The sequence below is a fragment of the Algibacter sp. Ld11 genome, from assembly GCF_045066735.1.
GTDB lineage: Bacteria > Bacteroidota > Bacteroidia > Flavobacteriales > Flavobacteriaceae > Algibacter.
In genome coordinates, this window is record NZ_JBISHH010000009.1 from 78,743 (window position 1) to 100,126 (window position 21,384).

The following is a 21,384-nucleotide window of genomic DNA, read 5'->3' on the forward strand; positions in this document are numbered from 1 at the left end:
ATTTTCGCATCAACAACAAGGTCAAAATAATTAGATTTTCCATCAATTTTACACCAATTTAAAACACGATATTCTGCCATTTTTGAACAAAAAAAATCCCAAATTAAATTTAATCTGAGATTATAAACAACGATTTTATAATAGATAAAGCTATTGCTCCGCTTCCTTTTCTTTTTGCTCTATAAATTGACTTGGTGTAACATCGAACAACTCCTTGAAGGTTTTACTAAAATATGCGGTAGAATTAAAGCCCGACATATGCGAGATTTCTTTAATAGAGTAATTGTTTTTCACCAACAACTCGGCGGCATAACGTAAACGAATAGTTCTAATAAAATTACTTGGGTTGCTACCGGTTAAGGTATTTATCTTTTTATAAAACTGAGATCTACCAATACCCATTTCCGCCAGTAAATCTCCTTGCTTAAAGTCTATATCACTAATATTTTCGATAATCACTTTAGTTGCCTTATCCAAAAATGCTTCATCTAAGTTATTAGAAGTTACTTCGCTAGACGGAAAAATACCACCAATTTCAGAAAAGCGTTGACGCAGCCTTTTCTTAGCCTCCAGTAAATTGCTAATTCTAGCCTTTAAAACATCAGTAACAAAAGGCTTAGAAATATAACCATCGGCACCGTGCTCATACCCCTCTATTCTATCTTCAACCAACGTTTTAGCCGTAAGCAAAATTACTGGAATATGGCAGGTTTCTAAATCGGTTTTTATGGCATTACACATTTCAAAACCATCCATTTTAGGCATCATAACATCACTTATCACCAAATCTGGCAAATACTTATGTACTTTCTTTAGGCCATCAACGCCATTAACCGCTTCTTTTATTACGTACTGTTCTCTTAAATCACTACTTAAATGCACACGAAGCTCTTTATTATCTTCAACTATAAGAAGTATGGGTTTATTGGCATCATCTCCTTTAAAGTCGTCTTCCGAATCATGCTTTACATTTGGCAAATCGTTAGAAATTAACATATCGTACTCTACAGCCTTCATAGAATTTATTAAAAATTCGTTTTTAACATTCTCTACATCATCTGGTTTAGCATCAATATTTAAAGGAAGTTTAACAATAAACTTAGTCCCTTTTTTATGCTTACTTTCAACATCTATTTCCCCTCCATGCAATTCAACTAAACCTTTTGTAAAGTTTAATCCAATACCTGTTCCGGCTTTCGAGGCATCTAAATTATAGAATCTAGAAAAAATACGACGCATTTGCTCCTTATCTAAACCTACTCCAGTATCTTCTACTATAATTTCGACGTACTCGGTGGCTTTAGGTTTCCCTAAAACTAGCATGTTAGATTTGCTCTTACCTGTATTAATTTTATTAATTGTTATGGTGATATCACCACCGCTATTTGTGAATTTTATAGCATTTGAAATTAAATTTGTAATTATTTTTTCAACTTTATCAAAATCGAATAGGGAAACAACCTTATCGGAGGTACTTATAAATTTATAATGAATCTCTTTTTTAAAGGCTAAATCTTTAAAAAGGGAAAAAATATCTTCACTAAACTTAACAATATCACCTTTTTCTAATTGAAGTGGGGCCATACCAACATCCATTTTACGGTAATCGAGTAATTGATTTACCAAATGCAATAAACGTCTTGCACTTCGCTGAATAGACAAGGCCGATGTTTTAACTACTTCAGGATTATCATTAAAATTTGCCAATATTTTATCTACCGGATTCAAAATTAAAGTTAGCGGTGTTCTAAACTCATGAGATACATTCACAAAAAACTGTAACTTCATTTGGTCCAATTCATGCTCTTGTTCTTCTTGCACTTTAAGCTCGTAGTAATACATTAAGAATCTAATAATTAATGCGCCAATAACAATATATATTAGGTAAGCCCACCAACTACGCCAAATAGGTGGTAGTATTTCAATATTTAAAAAAGTTATTTTAGCTGCTTCCCACTGCCCGTTAATGGTAGCTTTTACTTCGAACTTATATGTTCCAGATTCTAAATTAGAAAGATTAACAACACGATTAGAACCTAAGTTTATAAAGTCGCTATCTAGACCTTGCATTCTGTAAGCATATTTAACTTGCTCTGGATTATCGAAATAAAGTGCCACAAACTCTAACGATACGTAATTCTCTTTATACTTTAAAGTTAAATCTTTAGTTTCGGAAATACCTTTGTTTAGAAGTACTCTATTGTGAATAGAATCTCCAGCAAAAACTATTTTATTATTTAGTTTTAACTTACTTATTTGTGGTTTTAAATCTACAGATGCAGGAATTGCAATATCATTTGGATTGAAAATATTAAAACCATTTAAACCACCTACAATAATTCGACCATCTGTTGTTTTCTCGATAGATTGCGTTTGAAACTCTGCGCCTTGTAAACCATCGTGTGTATTATAGTTTATAATTTGGTTAGTATCTGGATTTAGTAATGACAAGCCACTTTTAGTTGTAATCCAAATATTAAAATTATCATCTTCTTTAATCCCCACAACCAAATTGTTTGGCAATCCATTTTGTGAAGAATACGATTGAATTAAATTTAAATTTGAATCTAATTTATATACACCACTATCCGAGCCTACCCAAATATTTCCATAATGGTCTTCGGTAATATTGTTAATACCTTCTTCGACTAAGCCTTTAACTTTTACATGTGTAAAATTAATTTCATCTGGAATAAAATTGTCTATATTATTTAATTCTACAACATTTAATCCAAGCACGGTTCCTACCAATAATCGCTCTTTAGAATCTATAAACATGCTAATAATAGAATTACTTACAAGCCTATTATCACTGCTAAAATTACTTTTATAATTTTTAAATCGTTTGGTTTTTGGGTTATACAAACTTACACCTTCATTTCTTAAAGCGAACCAAATTCTATGCTCTGCATCTTCTACACCACTCCAAACCGAACTTTGACCAATAGAAGAGTCATCGTTTGCATGATGCATAAACACTTCGCTCTTGCCCGTTTCTGGATTAAACTTATTAACGCCACCATCTAATGTGCAGACCCAAATAAAACCTGCATGATCTTCGAAGGTGTATAATATTTTATTCGAACTAAGAGCACTTTTATCATTAGGCAAATTACTAAAATGTTCGAATGTGTTTTCACTTTCATCAAACAAGTTAAGTCCTCCGTTGTATGCACTTATCCAAATTCTATTTTTAGAATCTTGTAAAACAGATTGTATCGTTTTTTGGCTTAAACCATCGGTTTTATTTGCTTTATAGTAGTAATGTTGAAATGAATAACTAGACGGATTTAATTTACTAACACCAACATCATAACTTCCTATCCAAAAAATACCCTTTCTATCTTCGAATATTTTGGTAGGTTTATTATTTGGCAGCGAGAAAGGATCAGAAAAATTATTTACAATATGTCTCTGCAACTCAATATCGTCATTTTCTTTTTTAAATAAATACAAACCAAAAACATCTGTAGACACCCAGAACAAACCCTTTTTATCCTGATAAATATCGTAAACAGGCATACTCTCATCTACTAAAGACACATGTTTAAAAGTGTTTTTCTTAGTATTCCAAAGTATTAAATTTGATAAATCGTTACCAATCCAAAAATCGCCATCGGCATCAATAAATACTTTTTTAGTAATGTGGTTTAACTCGTAAGATTCTTTTTTATCAATTAAAACTCTATCAAAATTATCATTCTTTCTATTGTAACGGTTTAAATATTCGCCATTGGTACCTGCCCAAATAGTGTTATTCTTATCTTTTAAAAGTACATTAACCTTATTATTATCAATAGATTTCAAATTACTTTGATCGCTTATATAATATGAAAATTTAAAATTATCTTCATTAGTGTTATAATCGTAAAGCTGAATTTTAATAACACCAATATTTGTAGCAACCCAAAGTGTATTATTAATACCATCATAAAGTAAATCGTTTATTACTTTTTGCGAGCTATTTGATAAAGAAAGCTGTTTGTAAAGTTTTATTCTAATGAACTTATTAGTCTGTTTATTGAATAAATTAAGCCCATTATTGGTTCCAACCCATAAATTACCTTCATTATCTTCTTCAATAGCATTAATTCTATTGTTACTAATAGATGTGTTATCATTTAAAACCGATCTAAAAATCTCAAATTCGTAACCGTTGTATTTATTAAGTCCATCAATAGTTCCAAACCATAAAAAACCGGCTTTGTCCTGAAATATTTCGGTACATGTACTGCTTGAAAGTCCGCTAAATGTATCTAAATTTTCAAACTTTATATTATTTTTCTGCCCAACAATAATATTGGTTAATAAACAGAATAAAGCAAAAAAATTATTTTTAAAATTCATTTTTATCCGAAATTTCAACAATTATATGATATTAATTTATTGAACACAAAAAATTAATTAATTCGCATTCAAGCTTAAATAAAGTATATAGATAACTTATGCAATATCCATTTAGGCGCGCTAAGTATGTAATATCACCTTGTTATTTAGGAGTACAGAACTAAACCTAATCCATCTTAAACACAGGTGATAACATTTTTTTGGATATTAGCAAAAAGCAAAGTTTTTCACTAATATAAAAAACTTTGCTTTACTAATATTATTTTTAACTAATGTCTCGAAATATTAAAGATAGATCTCTAATAAATCGGCTTGTGAAGCACTAATTTTAACAGTATTAACAGTTGCTGGCAACAATATAGTCTCTCCTGTGTTTAATGTATAAGTATCATCGGCATGGCTAATTTCTAAACTGCCACTAACGCACATATAAATTACAAAAGAATCTAAGCTAGAATAATCTTTCTCTAACTCATTTTCAACCTTTATAAAGTTTGTTTTAAAATAAGGAGAATGCACTAATTTGTTAGCTGTGTTTGCTTTAGTTTCATAACTTGTTTTAAACTCACTGTGGTAAGTAAAATCGATAGCATCTAAAGCTTGATCATTATGTAAATCACGCTCTTTACCCGTTGTAGCATCTACTCTATTATAATCGTAAATACGGTAAGTAACATCCGAAGTTTGCTGAATTTCAGCTAATAAAACACCAGATCCAATAGCATGAATTCTTCCCGTAGGAATGTAAAACGTATCGCCTTTTGCAACCGTTTCATGATGCATAACATTTAAAATGGTATCATCTTCTAAATGTTTTTGATATTCTTCTTTATTAATTTCTTTCTCGAAGCCTACAATGAGTTCTGCATCTTTATCTGCCTGCATAACATACCACATTTCGTTTTTACCAAAAGAGTTGTGACGCTCTTTTGCTAACTCATTACTTGGGTGTACTTGTATAGATAATGGTGTTTTTGCATCAATAAATTTAATAAGTAACGGGAAATCTTCACCAAAAGCTTTATAAACAGCTTCACCAACAAAATCACCTTTATAAGTATTAATTAATTGTTTAAGCGTTTGCCCTTTTAGCTCGCCATTTAACACCTGAGTTTCATCGCCTTTTACATCCGATATTTCCCAAGATTCACCAATACTGTCTTCCGTATATTCCTTATTTAGTTGTGTTTTCAATTTTTCGCCACCCCATAATCTGTATTTGTAAAGTGGTTCGAATTTTAATGGATATAATTTCATTGTTGTTGTGTTTAAATGTTATTTTTTAGATGAATTTCTTTCTATTAACTGAGTATCTATTAATATGGTTTGTTCTTTTTTTGAAACTCCTTTAGTTAAAATTTGCTTTAGTATTAATTCCGAAGCTACTTTACCAATTTCAAACCCAGATTGATCTATGGTGGTTAAAGATGGCTCAATAACACTAGAAACAGGTTCGTTACTAAAACCAACAAAAGCAATGGTTTCAGGTATTTTTACATCGTGTTCCTTTGCGTATTTCATGGCTCCAATAGCAGATATATCGTTAGCAGCAAATACCGCATCAATTGGTAGTTTTTTTGCTAATAATTTCTGCATACTAATATAACCATCTTGCTCCATAAGTCGCGAGCTAATAACATATTCATCATTAAAAATTAAATTATTTTTCTTTAAAGCCGCTTTATAGCCTTCAAATCTATTTTTATAAATTTCCAACTCTTGCGGTCCAGATAAATGTGCAATGTGCTTACAGCCTTTTGAAATTAAATGTTGTGTAGCATCGTAACCTCCTTTAAAATCATCAATTAACACATTACTAAAGCCAGGAATATCGCAATGCCTATCAAAAAATATAAGCGGAATATTACTGTTTTTTAAAGCCTGTAAATGGTCGTAATTCATGGTTTCCATAGACACCGAAATTAATAAACCATCTACCCTATTTGCAAGTAAACCGTCAACTATTTTTTTTTCACGTTCTAATTGTTCTAAAGACTGACAAATAATTACATTATATCCAGCCAAATATGCGGTTTCTTCAATACCCTGAATAGCAGATGAAAAAAAATGTCGAGATATTCTAGGTACCACAACACCGATCGTTTTTGTAATATTTTTCCGAAGATTAGAAGCCAACATATTCCGTTGATACCCTAATTCTTCAGCCTTAGCTAAAATTTTATCTTTTGTGGCGCGAGTAACACGCGGACTATCATTCAAGGCTCTTGATACCGTAGAACTATCAATTTCTAATGCCTTGGCAATGTCGTGTATGGTTGGTTTATTATTCAATATTAAATTGACGGGTTAAGTTTAGTGTTCACAAATATAACAAAATCCAATCGATTGTATTTGGATTTTATTTATTATATTTACATCGTTATAAAAATTACACAACCATATATAAAAAACAAAATATCATGAAAACCAACTATGAAGTACGCTATGCTGCATCACCACAAGATGTTAAATCGTACGACACGACTAGACTAAGAGATGAATTTTTAATAGACAACTTAATGTCTCCAGATGAAGTAAACTTAGTGTATTCTCACTACGATAGATTTATTTCAGGAAGTGCCGTTCCGGTAAAAGAGGAATTAAAATTAGAATCGATAGATCCATTAAAAGCCGATTATTTCTTAGAACGTCGTGAATTAGGTATTATAAACATTGGTGGTGCTGGTACTGTTACTGTAGATGGTAACGTTTACGAATTAGGACATAAAGAAGCTCTTTATGTTGGTAAAGGCAATAAAGAAGTTGTTTTTGCAAGCAAATCAGCCAACGAACCTGCTTTATTTTACTTAAACTCTACTCCTGCTCACAAAGCATATCCAAACAAAAAAATTGGAATTAACGATGTAGAGGTTGTACAATTGGGAGACCCAAAAACAGCAAATGCAAGAACACTTAGAAAATATATAGTAAATAGTGTTGTTGATGTTTGCCAATTGCAAATGGGAATGACAGAGTTAAAGCCAGGATCTGTTTGGAATACCATGCCCGCACACGTGCACGACAGACGTATGGAAGTTTATTTCTATTTTGATGTGCCAGAAGAGCAAGCTGTATGCCACTTTATGGGACAGCCACAAGAAACAAGACATATTTGGATGCAAAATAACCAAGCTGTTATTTCTCCAGCTTGGTCTGTACATTCAGGATCAGGAACGAGCAATTATACCTTTATTTGGGGAATGGCTGGTGAAAATTTAGATTACGGAGATATGGATCATTGTAAAATAACCGAATTAAAATAATAAAAATGTCTATAAACTTATTTGATTTAACAGGTAAAGTAGCACTTATTACAGGTGGTACTCACGGCTTAGGACAAGCCATGGCAGAAGGTTTAGGTAACGCTGGTGCCACTTTAGTAATCAACGGAGCTTCCTCTCAAGATAAACTAAACACTGCTGTAGAACATTACAAATCTCTTGGCATTAAAGCTTCTGGATATCTTTTTGATGTTACAGATGAAGCTCAGGTTATTAAAAACATAGCAGCTATAGAAAAAGAAGTTGGCAACATTGATATTCTTGTAAACAATGCAGGTATTATTAAAAGAACGCCTCTTGAAGACATGGAAGTTGCAGATTTTGAAGCTGTAATTAAAGTAGATTTAGTAAGTCCGTTTATTATGTCTAAACATGTTGTAAAAGGCATGATTAAACGTAAAGAAGGAAAAATAATCAACATTTGCTCCATGATGAGTGAGCTTGGTAGAAGTACTGTTGGTGCTTATGCAGCTGCAAAAGGTGGCTTAAAAATGCTAACGCAAAACATGGCTACCGAATGGGCAAAACATAACATACAAACTAATGGGATTGGACCTGGTTACTTTGCAACTACGCAAACCGCTCCAATTCGTGTAGATGGTCATCCATTTAACGATTTCATTATTAACCGTACACCTGCTGCTCGTTGGGGAGACCCAAAAGATTTACAAGGTGCGGCTATATTTCTAAGCTCAAAAGCTAGTGATTTTGTTAACGGACAAGTGGTTTATGTTGATGGTGGTATTTTAGCGACCATCGGAAAACCTTCAAACGAAGATTAATTTAAATTCAGTATTTATGAAAAGAAATAAAATATTAGCCGGTATTTTTTGTGCTGCTATACTTTCTTCATGTAATCAAAAAGAGGACACAAAATCTATTGTTGTAAAAAACACTTTAGATTTTGAAAAAACTTTTGAAACTGTTGAATTATCTAAAACATTTTTAAACGTTACCGATCTTACAACGGTTGGAATTCGTGATGCCAAAGATGGAACTTTACAAGTAACGCAAACGGTAGATAATGATGGAGACGGCACAATGGACGAGATTTTATTTCAACCTAAAATAGCTGCAAATTCAGAAAAAACGTTTGAAATTGTTACCATTACGGAAGCTGAAAAACCAAAAGCTGAGGAACTTTGTTATTCGCGTTTTGTACCAGAACGTACAGACGATTATACTTGGGAAAACAACAAAGTAGCATTTCGTGTTTATGGCCCTGTTGCTCAAAAAATGGTTGAAGATGATACACCTGGTGGCACACTTTCTAGTGGTGTAGATGCTTGGTTAAAAAAAGTAGAATATCCAATTATCAACAACTGGTATAAAAAGAATGAGGAGCGTCCTGGCGCTTATCACGAAGCTTCACCAGAAGGTCGCGATAACTTCCATGTTGGTGTTAGTAGAGGTGTTGGTGGTATAGCTGTAAAAACAGATACAACTTACTACTTCTCTAAAAACTACACCAAATGGCGTACCATTACTACGGGGTCACTTAGAACTAGTTTTCACTTAGAATATGCAAATTGGGATGCTAACGGCAAGTTGATAAAAGAATCTAAAACTATTAGTTTAGATTTAGGAAACAACTTCACGAAATTCACAACAAGCATTGAAGGAACCGATACTATTTATGCTGGCTTAACGCTACATGAGAAAGATGGTAAAGTTACCGGAAGTAATGAAAATGGTTGGGTAAGCTATTGGCAACCACATTTTGAAACTGAATTAGCAACAGCCATTGTAGCACCTAAAGATACATTTTTAGGTTACGAAACTTATGATACTGAACAAAAGGATTTAAGTAACGCTTACGCGGAATTAAAAGTAACGAATAACGAAGTGGTTTATTATGCTGGCTTTACTTGGAGCGAAAGCAATCAATTTAAAAACAGCCAAGAATGGGAAGCTTATTTAGATATGTTTTCTAAACAAATTAACACACCTTTAGAAGTGGTTTTGAATAAATAAATTCAACACTATTTCTAAATCATTTTATTAAAGTGATTGTTTCTACTCTTTTATCTAAAGAATGAAACAATCACTTTTTTTATGAGGCGTTCCCTAATAAAATATAGATAGCAACGGTGACTACGCAAAGCATAATAGCCATTGGTTTTGTGTACTTCCAATTCTTCATGTCTACAAATACAATATTATCTTGCTGCATTGCTTGAGTTGGCGGATAAAAGTAAGATACCACAAACATCACGATAAGGTTTAAAATAAATTCTATTCCCCAAATATGCACAAAATGAATATCTACTTTAAAGATGAAAGTCGTTAAAATATAAAATGTTAAGCCTACAAACAAAGCCACCTTTGCTCCCATAGCCGAAATACTCTTCAGAAAAAAACCAGCTAACATTATAGAAGCAATCGGGATAAAGAAAATACCATTAAGTTGTTGTAATAATTGATACAAGCCATCTGGTGCATTAGCGACCATTGGTGCTACCAAAATTGCGAAAACTGCTAATATTAAAGAGGTAAGTTTCCCTACTTTTACTAGTTTTCTATCACTACAGTTTTTACCAAAATGACGCTTAAAAACATCAATACTAAAAATAGTAGCCGCACTATTTAAAACACTATTAAAGGTGCTTAAAACGGCCCCCATAACAATAGCAGCAAATATACCTACTAGGCCTACAGGCAACACTTTTTTAATTAATTCAGGGTAGATCATATCTTGGTTTTCATACATAGAATCTCCAAAATAATAAAACCCAATAACGCCTGGCAAAATAATGATAATTGGCACTAAAATTTTCAAAACACCAGTGTACAACAATCCTTTTTGGGCTTCAACCAAATTCTTCGCACCTAAGGCACGCTGAATTATAGTTTGATTCATACTCCAAAAATACAGCTGATTGATAATTAATCCAGTAAACAACACTTCGAACGGTAAAACCGAATCTTTAGCACCAATTACATTAAATTTTTCAGGGCTATGATTATAGACCTTAGTTAATCCCGCTAATGGATTCCCATCACCAATACTAACTAAAGCAATTAACGGAATAGCCAAACCGCCAATAAGTAGTCCGTAACCATTAATAGTGTCAGAAACTGCTACAGCTTTTAATCCGCCAAAAATGGCATAAACAGAACCTAAAATACCCACGGCAACTACAGTAATCCAAAGCCCTTCTTTTTTAGAAACTTCTAATACTTCCGATACGTTAAAAATACTTTCTAAATTAATAGCTCCCGTATACAAAACAATAGGTAACAAGGTTACAATGAAGGAGATCATTAAAAACAATGCGACTAACGTTCTCGTAGTACTATCAAATCGTTTTTCTAAATATTCGGGTATGGTTGTTAAGCCCATTTTTAAATATTTAGGCACAAAATAAATGGCAGCCACTACTAAGGCTAAAGCCGAAGTTACTTCCCAAGCAATTATAATAAATCCGTTTTTGTATGATGATCCATTCATACCTATCAAATGCTCTGTTGAGATATTGGTAAGTAACATAGATCCCGCAATAACGACTCCTGTTAAACTTCTTCCGCCAAGGAAATAGCCATCTTTTGAGTTTAATTTTTCTTTCCGAAGTTTATACCAAGAATAAAAGGCAACAAAGAGTGTAAAGCCTATAAACGTAAGCGCAGTATACATAAAGTTAGTTTAGTGGTTAGTTGGTGTTGAAGTTTAACAAGCGTTAATTTCAACAAAAATTAATTTGCCAAATTGTTGATGCGTGTTCACAATTCGACAAACTAATTATAAACGCTAATCTCACTTAGCGTTTGGTTGGTTTTAGTTTTAAAAGCTACTAGAACTTTAAGGTCTCGGGTAAATATTTTGATACCAAATCTTTATAATATGGTAAAAGTTCTTCTGCATTTGGTGGCACAGGTGCTTTAGAATACAAATCGTATGGGTTAAATGCTTTTACCCATTCAAACATTTCAACATCTTTTTCATTCATTAAATGCGTATAATCATTCTCTCTATGTTGCGAGTAAAATGAATGATAGCGTATAATATACAACGCAGGATCTGGCAGATAGTCTTTCATTATTTGATACAAATACTCGTCGTGCCCCCAACTCATTTTTACGTTATCCAATCCGCAATTAGGCGAATACACACCGTATTTAGTATTGTAGCGCGTATCTGTATAATCTGGGTTTGCTTTAAAAAATTCTGGGTAAACAATTTTATCTGAATACGCACAACCTACTGGAAACGTATCGCCAACAACTGCCCATTGAGGTTCTCCAAAAAGACATAGAATTTTACCCAAATCGTGAATAAAACCTGTAAGCACAAACCAATCGGGATGACCATCGGCTCGAATGGCTTCTGAGGTTTGTAAAAGGTGTTGTAATTGATCTAAATCGATATCCGGATCACTATCATCAATCAAAGTATTTAAAAAATCTACGGCACCCCAAATAGACATTTCCTTTTTATCGAACTTTAAAAACTCCGTTTCCTTCTTACAAACAAAATCGTAAGTTTGAAGTTCATGATTAATTTTATAAAATTCGCGTACGGTATCTAATCTCTCAGAATCTACGTAATTCCTAAATTCCTCTTTCTCTTTTTTAGGCTCTTCCGGATCAGGATATCTATCTATTAAGTTCTCTTCCCAATCGTCAATGTTCTCCATTGGATTTTGGAGATTTTTGTTCAAAGAATCTTTCATTGCTTTAATCTGAATTAGTTTAACTTTCTAATCGCAATTTAAAAGATAATGGATGGATTTAAATGGATTTATAAATCAAAAACATGGAGAGATTAAAGTAAAAAGTCTATTTAAGCAGCTTACTTGGCGGATAACCAAATTGCTTTTTAAAGCAACGACTAAAGTACAACGGATCGTTAAACCCAATTAAATCGGTTACTTCCGATACATTGTATTTTTTTGTTTTAAGTAATTGCACCGATTTTTTTAAACGAATGGTTCTAATAAACTCATTCGGGGCCAAATCTGTCAATTCTTTAATTTTTCGATACAATTTAGAAGAACTCACACCTAATTCTTCACATAAAAAACTAGTGGTTAAATCGGGTTTACTAATATTATCTTCTATCAGTTTGGAGATTTTCTCCATTAAAACTTCATCTACCGGTGAGTGTGTAAGCAAACCTATTTCACTATCTGCATCATCAGAAAATTTAGTTTTTAATTCCAATCTAGATTTTATAATGTTAACCATTATAGATTTTAATAACGACGGATCAAAAGGTTTTACCAAATACCCATCGGCACCAACATTATATCCTTTTACCTTGTCTTCATTTTCCGAAAGCGCAGTTAATAAAATTACAGGAATATGACTTATAAACTCATCATTTTTAAGTTCTTCGCAAAATTCAATACCATTTTTAACAGGCATCATAACATCGGCCACACACAAAATAGGTTTTACTTGTCGGCAAATCTGCAAACCTTCTTCTCCATTTTCCGCTTCGTAAACTTTGTAATAATTAGATAGATAATCTATCAAATATTTTCGGAGTTCGGTATTATCTTCAACGACCAATATTTTCTCTTTAATTTCGGTATTCGTTGTTGTTTTTTTCAATGGCACTTTCGGAATTTGCTCTTGCTCTTCAATATTAGTCACAAATTCAAAAACTTCATTCTTACTGTAAAGTTCTCTACTTATTGGGATTTCAAAAGAAAACACACTCCCTTTGTTTGGCGTACTCTGCACAGAAATAGTGCCTTTATGCAAATCTACCAAAGCTTTAACAAGTGATAAACCAATACCCGACCCCGTATTGTTTTCCTTACTATTTGTGGCTTGATAAAAGCGTTTAAATATTTTTTCTTGGCTTTTTTCAGGAATCCCAATACCATCATCACTAACCTCAACAACTAAATAATCGCTACTATCACTTTTTAAACGCACAAATAAATCGACATGCCCATATTTATTGGTAAACTTAATCGCATTAGATAAAAGATTGTATAAAATTTTATCATACTTATCACGATCAATCCAACCGAAAAGCACATCGTTTTCCGAATTAAAATTAAGCTGAATTTCTTTATTATATGCAAACTCCTTAAAGGAATCGAAGGTATTTTGCGTGTATTGTAAAATATCTGTACTCGATACTTTTAGCTTTAATTCTCCCGTTTGGGCTTTTCTAAAATCGAGTACTTGGTTTACTAAGTTTAAAAGTCGGCTCGCATTTTGATGAATTAATTGATAACGGCTTTTTTGATAATCACTACTATATTCCTTACTCTCTTCAATAAGTTGTTTTACAGGGCCAATAATAAGTGTTAACGGTGTTCTTAACTCGTGAGATATATTGGTGAAAAATCTTAATTTCTCGTTATTTAATTTAATATCACGCTCTCTATTTACCTTCTCGGTAACCAATTCTTGCTTTAAACGCATACGGTTTTTAAAATCGCGCCTCACAAAATAAAGCACCAAACCTAATAGCAAAGCGACTAAAAATAAAGCCTGATACGTAAGCCAGAATGGTCGTTTTATTTTAATATGGTACGATACAACTTCACTCCAATGTCCATCGCTATTACAAGATTTCATTTTAAAAACATAATCGCCCGGAAATAAATTAGTATACTGAACGGTTCTTGAATTACTATTAGTGGCAATCCATTTTTTATCAAAACCTTCTAATTGATATTCAAACTTATTAAGTTTTTCATTAGCATAAGAGGGCGAAGAAAATTCAAGGGAAAAATTCCTGTTTTTATAATTTAAGTCAATACTTTTTATTTGATTAAAATCTTCTTTTAGCGGGATTTCTTTGTTAATTTCCATCCCTGGAATCAATATTTCATTTTGTATTTTAATTTCGGTTATTATTGGTTTTGGAGATAGTTTATTTTCTTTAATAGTATATGGAGAAAAATAAATAACCCCATTTTTTCCTCCCAAATAAATATTAGAATCTCTAAATTTATAAAACCCTCTAGAGCTAAAATAATCTAATCTATTACCACTGTTTACGTGATAAATATTATAATCTAAGCTACTTCCATTTACTCTTGCAACACTGTTATTATTTACATTTAACCATAAATCGCCGTTGGTATCTACCAGCAAATCTGTAACCCATTTACCCGCTAATTCTGCAGGTTGTTTTAAAGGATAAAAGTCGTTTTTGTCGTTATCAAAATAACATATTCCATTACGCGTAGCTGCCCAAAGTTTACCCGTTTTATCGAAAACAATATCACTTACATTATCGTGAGCCAAACCTTTTTCTGTATCTAAAGAAGAGGTGTAAACGGTTTGATCTCCATTTTTCGCATTGTATTTTACAGCGCCCGTTTCTGTTGCAAACCAAATAACATCATGATCTTCTTTTATAATTTCGTTAATCTCACTACCAACTAATAGTTTAGTCCGTTGAGCACTCTCATCAATATTTTCAGTATCTAAAATTAATGCTCCTTCACCAAACGAGCCAACAACCAGCTTGTTGTTGCCTAAGTTTTCGAAAGTGACTATCGGAGATTCTTCAAAACCGATATATACCTCTTTTGAAGTCTTTTTTTCAAAATCGTAAATCAATATTTTACCATTCCATAACCCACAATAGAACACTTTCCCGTCCGGGGAATAAATACTGGCAATATCTATTTGATCTATTTCTAAAGGCAAAAAACGATCTTCTTTTGATATGAAGAGCCCGTTATGTCGGGTAGCGACAATAATTTCATCGGTATATGTTTTAGAAAAACCACGAATTCTAGGCGCCTGATTCCCTATATACTCCGAAATATCTTTGTTTAAATTAAATTGATTTTCATAAGGATCGTACTTATCCAAACCATCTTCGGTACCAATCCATAAAATTCCTGAAGCATCAAAATATAAGGCAGAAACCAAGTTATCTACTAAAGACGTTTGATCTGTTAAAACCGAGTAATAACGCTTAAAATCACCTTCTGTAATAGCCTCTAAACTATCGCACACAATTAAACCTCCAAGCGTACCCAACCAATACTTACCATCAGGACCTTGCACTACAGACAAAAAATAAGGACCTAAAGACTCTCGGGTTTCTTTATTTTCGATATATAAATTCTTAAATTTATTTAACCCTTTATCTAGTTTGTAAAGCCCCTTTCGAGTACCTACAAAAATATCATTTTTGGCATCTTCATATATAAAATACACATACGGGTTGGTTTCAATAGAATCAGGTATAGTTAATAAATAGGTGCTTATTTGCTGGATATTCCCAACAGAATCTAAATTAATTTTTGCTATTGATGCTGTACCATAACTCCCAATCCAGATATGACCTTCAGAATCTTCAAAAATATCTTTTACGTAATTAAAATTTGGAAGATTTACTTTCTCGAATCTCTTATCGTCTGCATAAAATAAGAATACGCCATTGTCTTTTGTACCAACCCAAACACGATTAAAATTATCAACATGAATAGATCGAATTTCTTCGTCTTGCAAACTATTTGGGTTGTTGTCATCCTTTAAAAAAGTGGTAAATTTTTGAGTATCACAATCAAATAATGTCAGTCCTTTTCGAGTACCAATCCAGATATTCCTTTCTTTTTCATCCAGTTCTAAGGCTGTAATATCATTATCATTAATTTTATTTTCACCTCCAGAAGTACTTAAATACGATTGAAACTCGTAACCATCAAACCTATTTAACCCAGAAAACGTACCAATCCATAGAAATCCGCTTTTATCTTGAACCACATGGCGTACCGAGTTATGAGATAAGCCGTCGTTATCATTATAATGTTCAAATTTGATGTTTTGAGCAAAACTGCTTAAAACAAACAAAAAAGAAAGCGAAAATATAATAAAACGATTCGTCATTAAATAGGTATTATTTGGTGCATTTATGGTATGATACTTTTAACAGTATCTTCTTCTAAATTTATTCTGAAATGATTTGAAGGCGCTCCTTTTCTACTTTTATTAAAAATATGGAACCACAATCTCAGTTCTTCATCTTTTACGTTCTTTAATTGCTCACAAACAAATTCGTATTCTTTTAATCGATTTTCTCCTATATCATTGAAAGCTAATTGATCTGCACTTCTCAATTTGTAAAAATCGTTAACCATATCAAAACCTGTCCACGTTTCGAAAGCTTCCAGAGTCAAGTGATTATCCAACAAATGAGTATTTAACAATTCGAGAGATATATTGTTTTTTAACAGTAAATCCTTCCCTGAAGCGATTAAAAATTTATCAGCAAAAGTCTTAGGCCAATCGTTGGGTAAAAACCGAAGACGCACTAATTCTTTCAAGTGAAATTTAGTGAAATCTTTATAATTTTCAGTAGTTAATATATCCTTATTCCAAATAATAGACGAATCTGTTTCACTCAAGTAAGCGTATTCTTCCTCGTACAACGGAAACAAACTATCAAAATTTTTAGCCTTATTAATAATTACAGTTTCCACATCAAAATCGGTTTCCGATAGTATGGTTAACACTTTATATCCCGGGGCATAAGCAGCTAAAGATGGCGTTTGTATATTGAAAAGTGTATTACCATCTTCACTGGTTCGCACACCAGTGTCGTTAATGTGCATATGGCCACCAAAATGTATTTGAATACCAGCATCGGCAAAAACCTCAGCAACATTTTCTTTAGGCACACGGTGCAATTGCATTTTATTTTCTCCAAAAAATGCTTTCATCTCTTCGGAAGCATCATCGTTAAACTCAACCATAGGGTAATGACTAAACGCAATTAAAACCTTCCCTTTTTCTTTGGCTTGCACAGCTACTTTTTTCACCCAAGTTATTAAATGTGTTTTCTGTAAAAGCACGTTATTATAACCAATACTTGCTCCAGAAAAATCGCTTGCATTAGTTGATGCTCCCGATAATGGTTTATTAGGCATATACACATTAGCATCGATTGCTAAAAGCCAAACACCATCGGTTGGCTCTACTAAATAACTAGCATCCGGATGCGCATTATATGCATCAATTTGATAGGTTCTTTTGTTTAAATCTGAAGCTTCTTGGGCTTTTTCAAAACTATATTCATTATAACCATAAGAAGAAAACGGCGTTTCCCAGTACACATATTCTTTTTGAGGATAAAACCCGAATGAAGACATTTCATTCAAAATATCTTTATAACCCCATTTTTTTATTTCTGAAGTTATTATAGGTTTCAACTGCCCTTCAACAGTGTCTTTTAAATTTTTAACCGAACTGACTATAATTTGTTCCTGACCGCCTACGCCTAAAAAATCAGTTTTTCCCGCTTCTTGAGTAAATGGTTTTACGGGGTCGTGATTTCCGGTAGTTGCAAAGAATAAAATACCATACTTTTTAGAATAACTATCTAATATTTTTCGCAATCCTTTGACGTGAACCGGTTGCCCATCGTCACTAAAATCACCAGGTAAAGCCACATATTTAATACCTCTCGCAACAATATCATCTAAAGCTTCAATAAATGCAAAGTAGTTTTCGTTGAATATTCTAGTGGATTGCAATTGCGCTTGCATAGTCCTGATATTAACAAAATTTCCTGTTTCCGGATTCTCGATACCTTTATAATCGGTATCTTCAAAATGAGCATAAATATCCTGAAAATGAGCATCAGCAATAAATGCTATTTGAATTGGAGTCACCTCAGCTTTTATCTTTTCCTCACAAGAAAACAATATCATTAAAAGCACGATACCAATGTACTTACTATACAATTTATTCAAAATCCCAATTATTTTTTAACGGTTTCCTTCGGAAAAGCATAACTGGCTTTCCATCCTCCTAAATCTATCAACACCTGATCTATCATAACACCCGGATCTACCATCCAAATTTTTAAAGTATGCGCTCCCGCCTTATTCACTATTTGCTTTGCCCCTTTTACGGTGGCGTTTTTAAGCACATTTTCTTTCCATGCATCACTACGACCTTGTGTTTGAAAATCTACAACTACAGGATCAGCATCATCAATGGCAACTGCACAACGTACGCCAATACCTGCATGTGGTGCATGTGTTGGCACTGCTTGTAAATTCACTTGAGCTTCTCCGAAATTAAAAGTATAAAAATCATACTCCAAAACAGGGCTATTGGCTTTTATTTCATCAATATTAACATTTGGTGCTGCCGTTCGTGGTAAAGCTGTAATCACTTTATTGGTATAGCCCATACCTTCAAATAATTCCCAATCCGCATCTTTTCCTGCGTTTTTCCTTGTAAAATTTTCAGCATTTATAGAAACATAACCTTTATCTTCAACAAAGCCTTTGTAGTTTTTTAAAACTTCTAATTTAGGGTTATAAACTGAAACTCCTATCGTTGTTGTTTTTCCATCGGAAATAAAATCGATGGCACTATTCACCTTAAAACTTGGTGGAATTAATTGAAAATCATGTCCCAACGGTGCTTCTTTTTTGTTCTCGCCTTTTGGCACTTTATCCCAATCGATACTAACCGAAATTCTTTTTTCAACCTGACCTGAAGTTGTATTTAAGACACCGCTTACTTCAGATAATTTTATCCAATCGGCATTTGGTTTTGCTTCCCAGTTTACGGTTCCGTTTCCTTCAACAAAAACATCTATAAAATAACTACTATTTGTGTATCGATTAAACACAGGCAACACATCTGCATAACTGTTTATAATTTCATCGTTCACTTCCATTTGGTAACCTTCTAAAGCCAAACCTAACTCAGCTTTATCATCAGTTTGAACATTAGATATCGTAGGTTGTGCAAAGACGGGTAAAAAACGAGGTGCCATGGTCATGATATGATTCCATTTACCGTTTTGAAGTTTTGTATTATAATATGATGTTTCCTTTTCAATACGATTAAAAGCATCTTTTGATAAAGCTCCAAATTCATTTGCACTCTGTCTACCTTGCTTAGCTGTAAATGTATTCTTAAAGCTATACAACCATTTCTGATTTAATTTTGAAGCGCCAATTACTGGATAATACACCAATTGATAGAAAGCATCTTTTCTGTGTTCCGGTATACCATCATATAAATGTTCTGTAGTTTCAATGATGTTTTGATAGCTATTGATACGTTCTGAAACCTCATCGCCATAATGATACTGGGTTAATTCTGTTTCGCCTTCTTTGGTAACCGGTTCCACTTGGCTCCAAGCCATAAACTCGGGACGTCTAATATATGCTAAGCGGTTATTTTCAAATAAAACATCCGTAATTTCAGAAGCCGATTCTTTTCCAAATTCACGTACTGCCCAAGTACTCATATGTGTTTTTACAGCGGTACTTTTTTCAAAATTATCCATATCCCAAGCCATTTCTAAAAATAGCTCGATGTTATATTCATGTGGTTTAATATCTCCACAATTCAAAATCCAAATATCACGGGATTGAAACTCATAAGCCTTAGACATTTCTTCCCACATTAAAACAGGATTAGTAGAGTTTAACCATAAATAATCATGCGGTCTTCCCCAATATGAGGTATGGTAATACACACCTGCACCGCCTGGTCTGGTTTGTTCTTCAGGATTACTTAATTGACGCATATAGCCGTAGTTATCATCTGTCCAAACAAGTGTAATATCTTCCGGTAATTTTAGTCCACTTTGGTAATAATTCAATACTTCTTTGTAAGGCACAAAAGCTTGTGGAATCTCTGTTGGATTCTTTTTGGTTTCCTTTTTCAATATGTCACGTTGATCGGTAATAACACGTTCTAATAAATTAACCTGTGCATCGGTATCATCTTCACCAACAATCATAGGCGAATCGTGTTCTCCACGCATGCCAACCGTATAAATACCATCGTATTTCGCGGTTTCTTTAGCTCGTTTAGTAAATAGATCTTTTATGGTTTCTGAATTGGTATCATAACGATATTCGCCCATGGTATCATGTTTCCATTCTGTATTGATGTTACTCAACATAGGCTCTGCATGAGAAGTTCCTATAACAATAGCATAATTATCTGCAACAAATTTATTCTTAGGATACGAGTAAAACGGTTTAGTACTCGAATGCATAGCTGGCCAAATAGTATTGGCTCTTAAACGTAATAATAACTCAAAAACTTTAGCGTAGGTTTTAGGACCAATATCACCGGTTTCTGTCTCAAAATTTAATGCTGCCCAACGTTGTAAGCCCCAATCTTCATCATTTAAAAAGACACCTCTATATTTGACTGAAGGACTTTTGGATACTATATTTTCAACTGCAACCTTTAACTCTTTTCTTTTTTCTGGCGTAACATCGGCCCACCATTCCCATGGAGAGACACCAATTTTTCTAGACAATTCTAAAATACCATAAGCTGTACCTCTACGATCACTTCCCGCGATAATTAAAGCCTTATCAATACCTTTTACAGGGTTTTCTATAACTTGAATAGCATAACGCTCCCAACCATTTTTAAAGGCAGTAACGTCTAATTTACCCGAAGCTATTAATTTGTCTATTATCGTATTTTCTCCAATAGTCCCTGCGATTATTACAGAAGAAGCAGTACTCGCTTTCGAAATTATTGTCGGCTTTAAACCGGTAATATTCAAAACATCATTGGCAAAAATATCCGAAGCTATAGATACCACTTTGGCATCTTTTTTATCAATTAAAATCGATATGGTTTTATCGCCTTCTACAATTGAAAACTCCGACGTCTTATCTTCTTGAGCTGTTAACACTAACACTTGAAAACAAGCCAAAAACAATCCTAAATATTTAAACATGCTTTTATATTTTAATTTTTTCATAAGTTCTTTTTCAACATCTATTTAGATTTCAATTCAAATAAAGTTGACGCCATAAAAACTTATTAAAACAATCTG

11 protein-coding genes are annotated in these 21,384 nt (G+C 33.0%); 3 read left to right on the top strand and 8 right to left on the bottom strand.

Annotated elements, in window-relative coordinates; genetic code table 11:
- Nucleotides 1–150: 150 nt before the first annotated feature.
- The 3 genes from ACJJV4_RS04915 to ACJJV4_RS04925 form a co-directional block, all read right to left on the bottom strand.
- Nucleotides 151–4,347, bottom strand: a complete 4,197-nt coding sequence (locus ACJJV4_RS04915) for a two-component regulator propeller domain-containing protein (RefSeq protein WP_405292353.1) — start codon at nt 4,345–4,347, stop codon at nt 151–153.
- A gap of 285 nt (nt 4,348–4,632) precedes the next feature.
- Nucleotides 4,633–5,604, bottom strand: coding sequence for a type I phosphomannose isomerase catalytic subunit (locus tag ACJJV4_RS04920; RefSeq protein WP_405292354.1), 972 nt, complete (start codon nt 5,602–5,604; stop codon nt 4,633–4,635).
- An 18-nt stretch (nt 5,605–5,622) separates the two neighbouring features.
- Nucleotides 5,623–6,639 (bottom strand): LacI family DNA-binding transcriptional regulator, encoded by a 1,017-nt coding sequence (locus ACJJV4_RS04925; protein ID WP_405292355.1) that lies wholly within the window; start codon nt 6,637–6,639, stop codon nt 5,623–5,625.
- A gap of 128 nt (nt 6,640–6,767) precedes the next feature.
- Here ACJJV4_RS04925 and kduI point away from each other — a divergent pair, with 128 nt between their 5' ends.
- Genes kduI through ACJJV4_RS04940 form a run of 3 tightly spaced genes read left to right on the top strand, consistent with a single transcriptional unit; the run spans nt 6,768 to nt 9,602 of the window.
- Nucleotides 6,768–7,610, top strand: coding sequence for a 5-dehydro-4-deoxy-D-glucuronate isomerase (kduI, locus tag ACJJV4_RS04930; protein WP_405292356.1), 843 nt, complete (start codon nt 6,768–6,770; stop codon nt 7,608–7,610).
- Nucleotides 7,611–7,615: 5 nt separating this feature from the next.
- Nucleotides 7,616–8,410: a gluconate 5-dehydrogenase gene (locus ACJJV4_RS04935; protein ID WP_405292357.1), complete on the top strand. Its 795-nt coding sequence runs from the start codon at nt 7,616–7,618 to the stop codon at nt 8,408–8,410.
- A gap of 16 nt (nt 8,411–8,426) precedes the next feature.
- The gene (locus ACJJV4_RS04940) at nt 8,427–9,602 is read left to right on the top strand and encodes a DUF4861 family protein (RefSeq protein WP_405292358.1); all 1,176 of its coding nucleotides are present in this window, start codon (nt 8,427–8,429) and stop codon (nt 9,600–9,602) included.
- A 79-nt stretch (nt 9,603–9,681) separates the two neighbouring features.
- Here the strand turns inward: ACJJV4_RS04940 and ACJJV4_RS04945 are convergent, their stop codons facing one another.
- The 5 genes from ACJJV4_RS04945 to ACJJV4_RS04965 all read right to left on the bottom strand — a co-directional run bounded on the left by ACJJV4_RS04945 (nt 9,682) and on the right by ACJJV4_RS04965 (nt 21,309).
- A complete protein-coding gene (locus ACJJV4_RS04945) occupies nt 9,682–11,262 on the bottom strand; it encodes a solute:sodium symporter family transporter (RefSeq protein WP_405292359.1) in 1,581 nt (526 codons plus the stop codon).
- A gap of 157 nt (nt 11,263–11,419) precedes the next feature.
- Nucleotides 11,420–12,298 (bottom strand): inositol oxygenase family protein, encoded by an 879-nt coding sequence (locus tag ACJJV4_RS04950; RefSeq protein WP_405292360.1) that lies wholly within the window; start codon nt 12,296–12,298, stop codon nt 11,420–11,422.
- 106 nt (nt 12,299–12,404) lie between these two features.
- Entirely contained in the window at nt 12,405–16,439 is a 4,035-nt protein-coding gene (locus tag ACJJV4_RS04955; RefSeq protein ID WP_405292361.1) for a two-component regulator propeller domain-containing protein, read from the bottom strand.
- 23 nt (nt 16,440–16,462) lie between these two features.
- Entirely contained in the window at nt 16,463–18,304 is a 1,842-nt protein-coding gene (locus tag ACJJV4_RS04960; protein WP_405292362.1) for a metallophosphoesterase, read from the bottom strand.
- An 8-nt stretch (nt 18,305–18,312) separates the two neighbouring features.
- Nucleotides 18,313–21,309, bottom strand: coding sequence for a glycosyl hydrolase 115 family protein (locus ACJJV4_RS04965; protein ID WP_405292363.1), 2,997 nt, complete (start codon nt 21,307–21,309; stop codon nt 18,313–18,315).
- Nucleotides 21,310–21,384 lie beyond the last annotated feature (75 nt).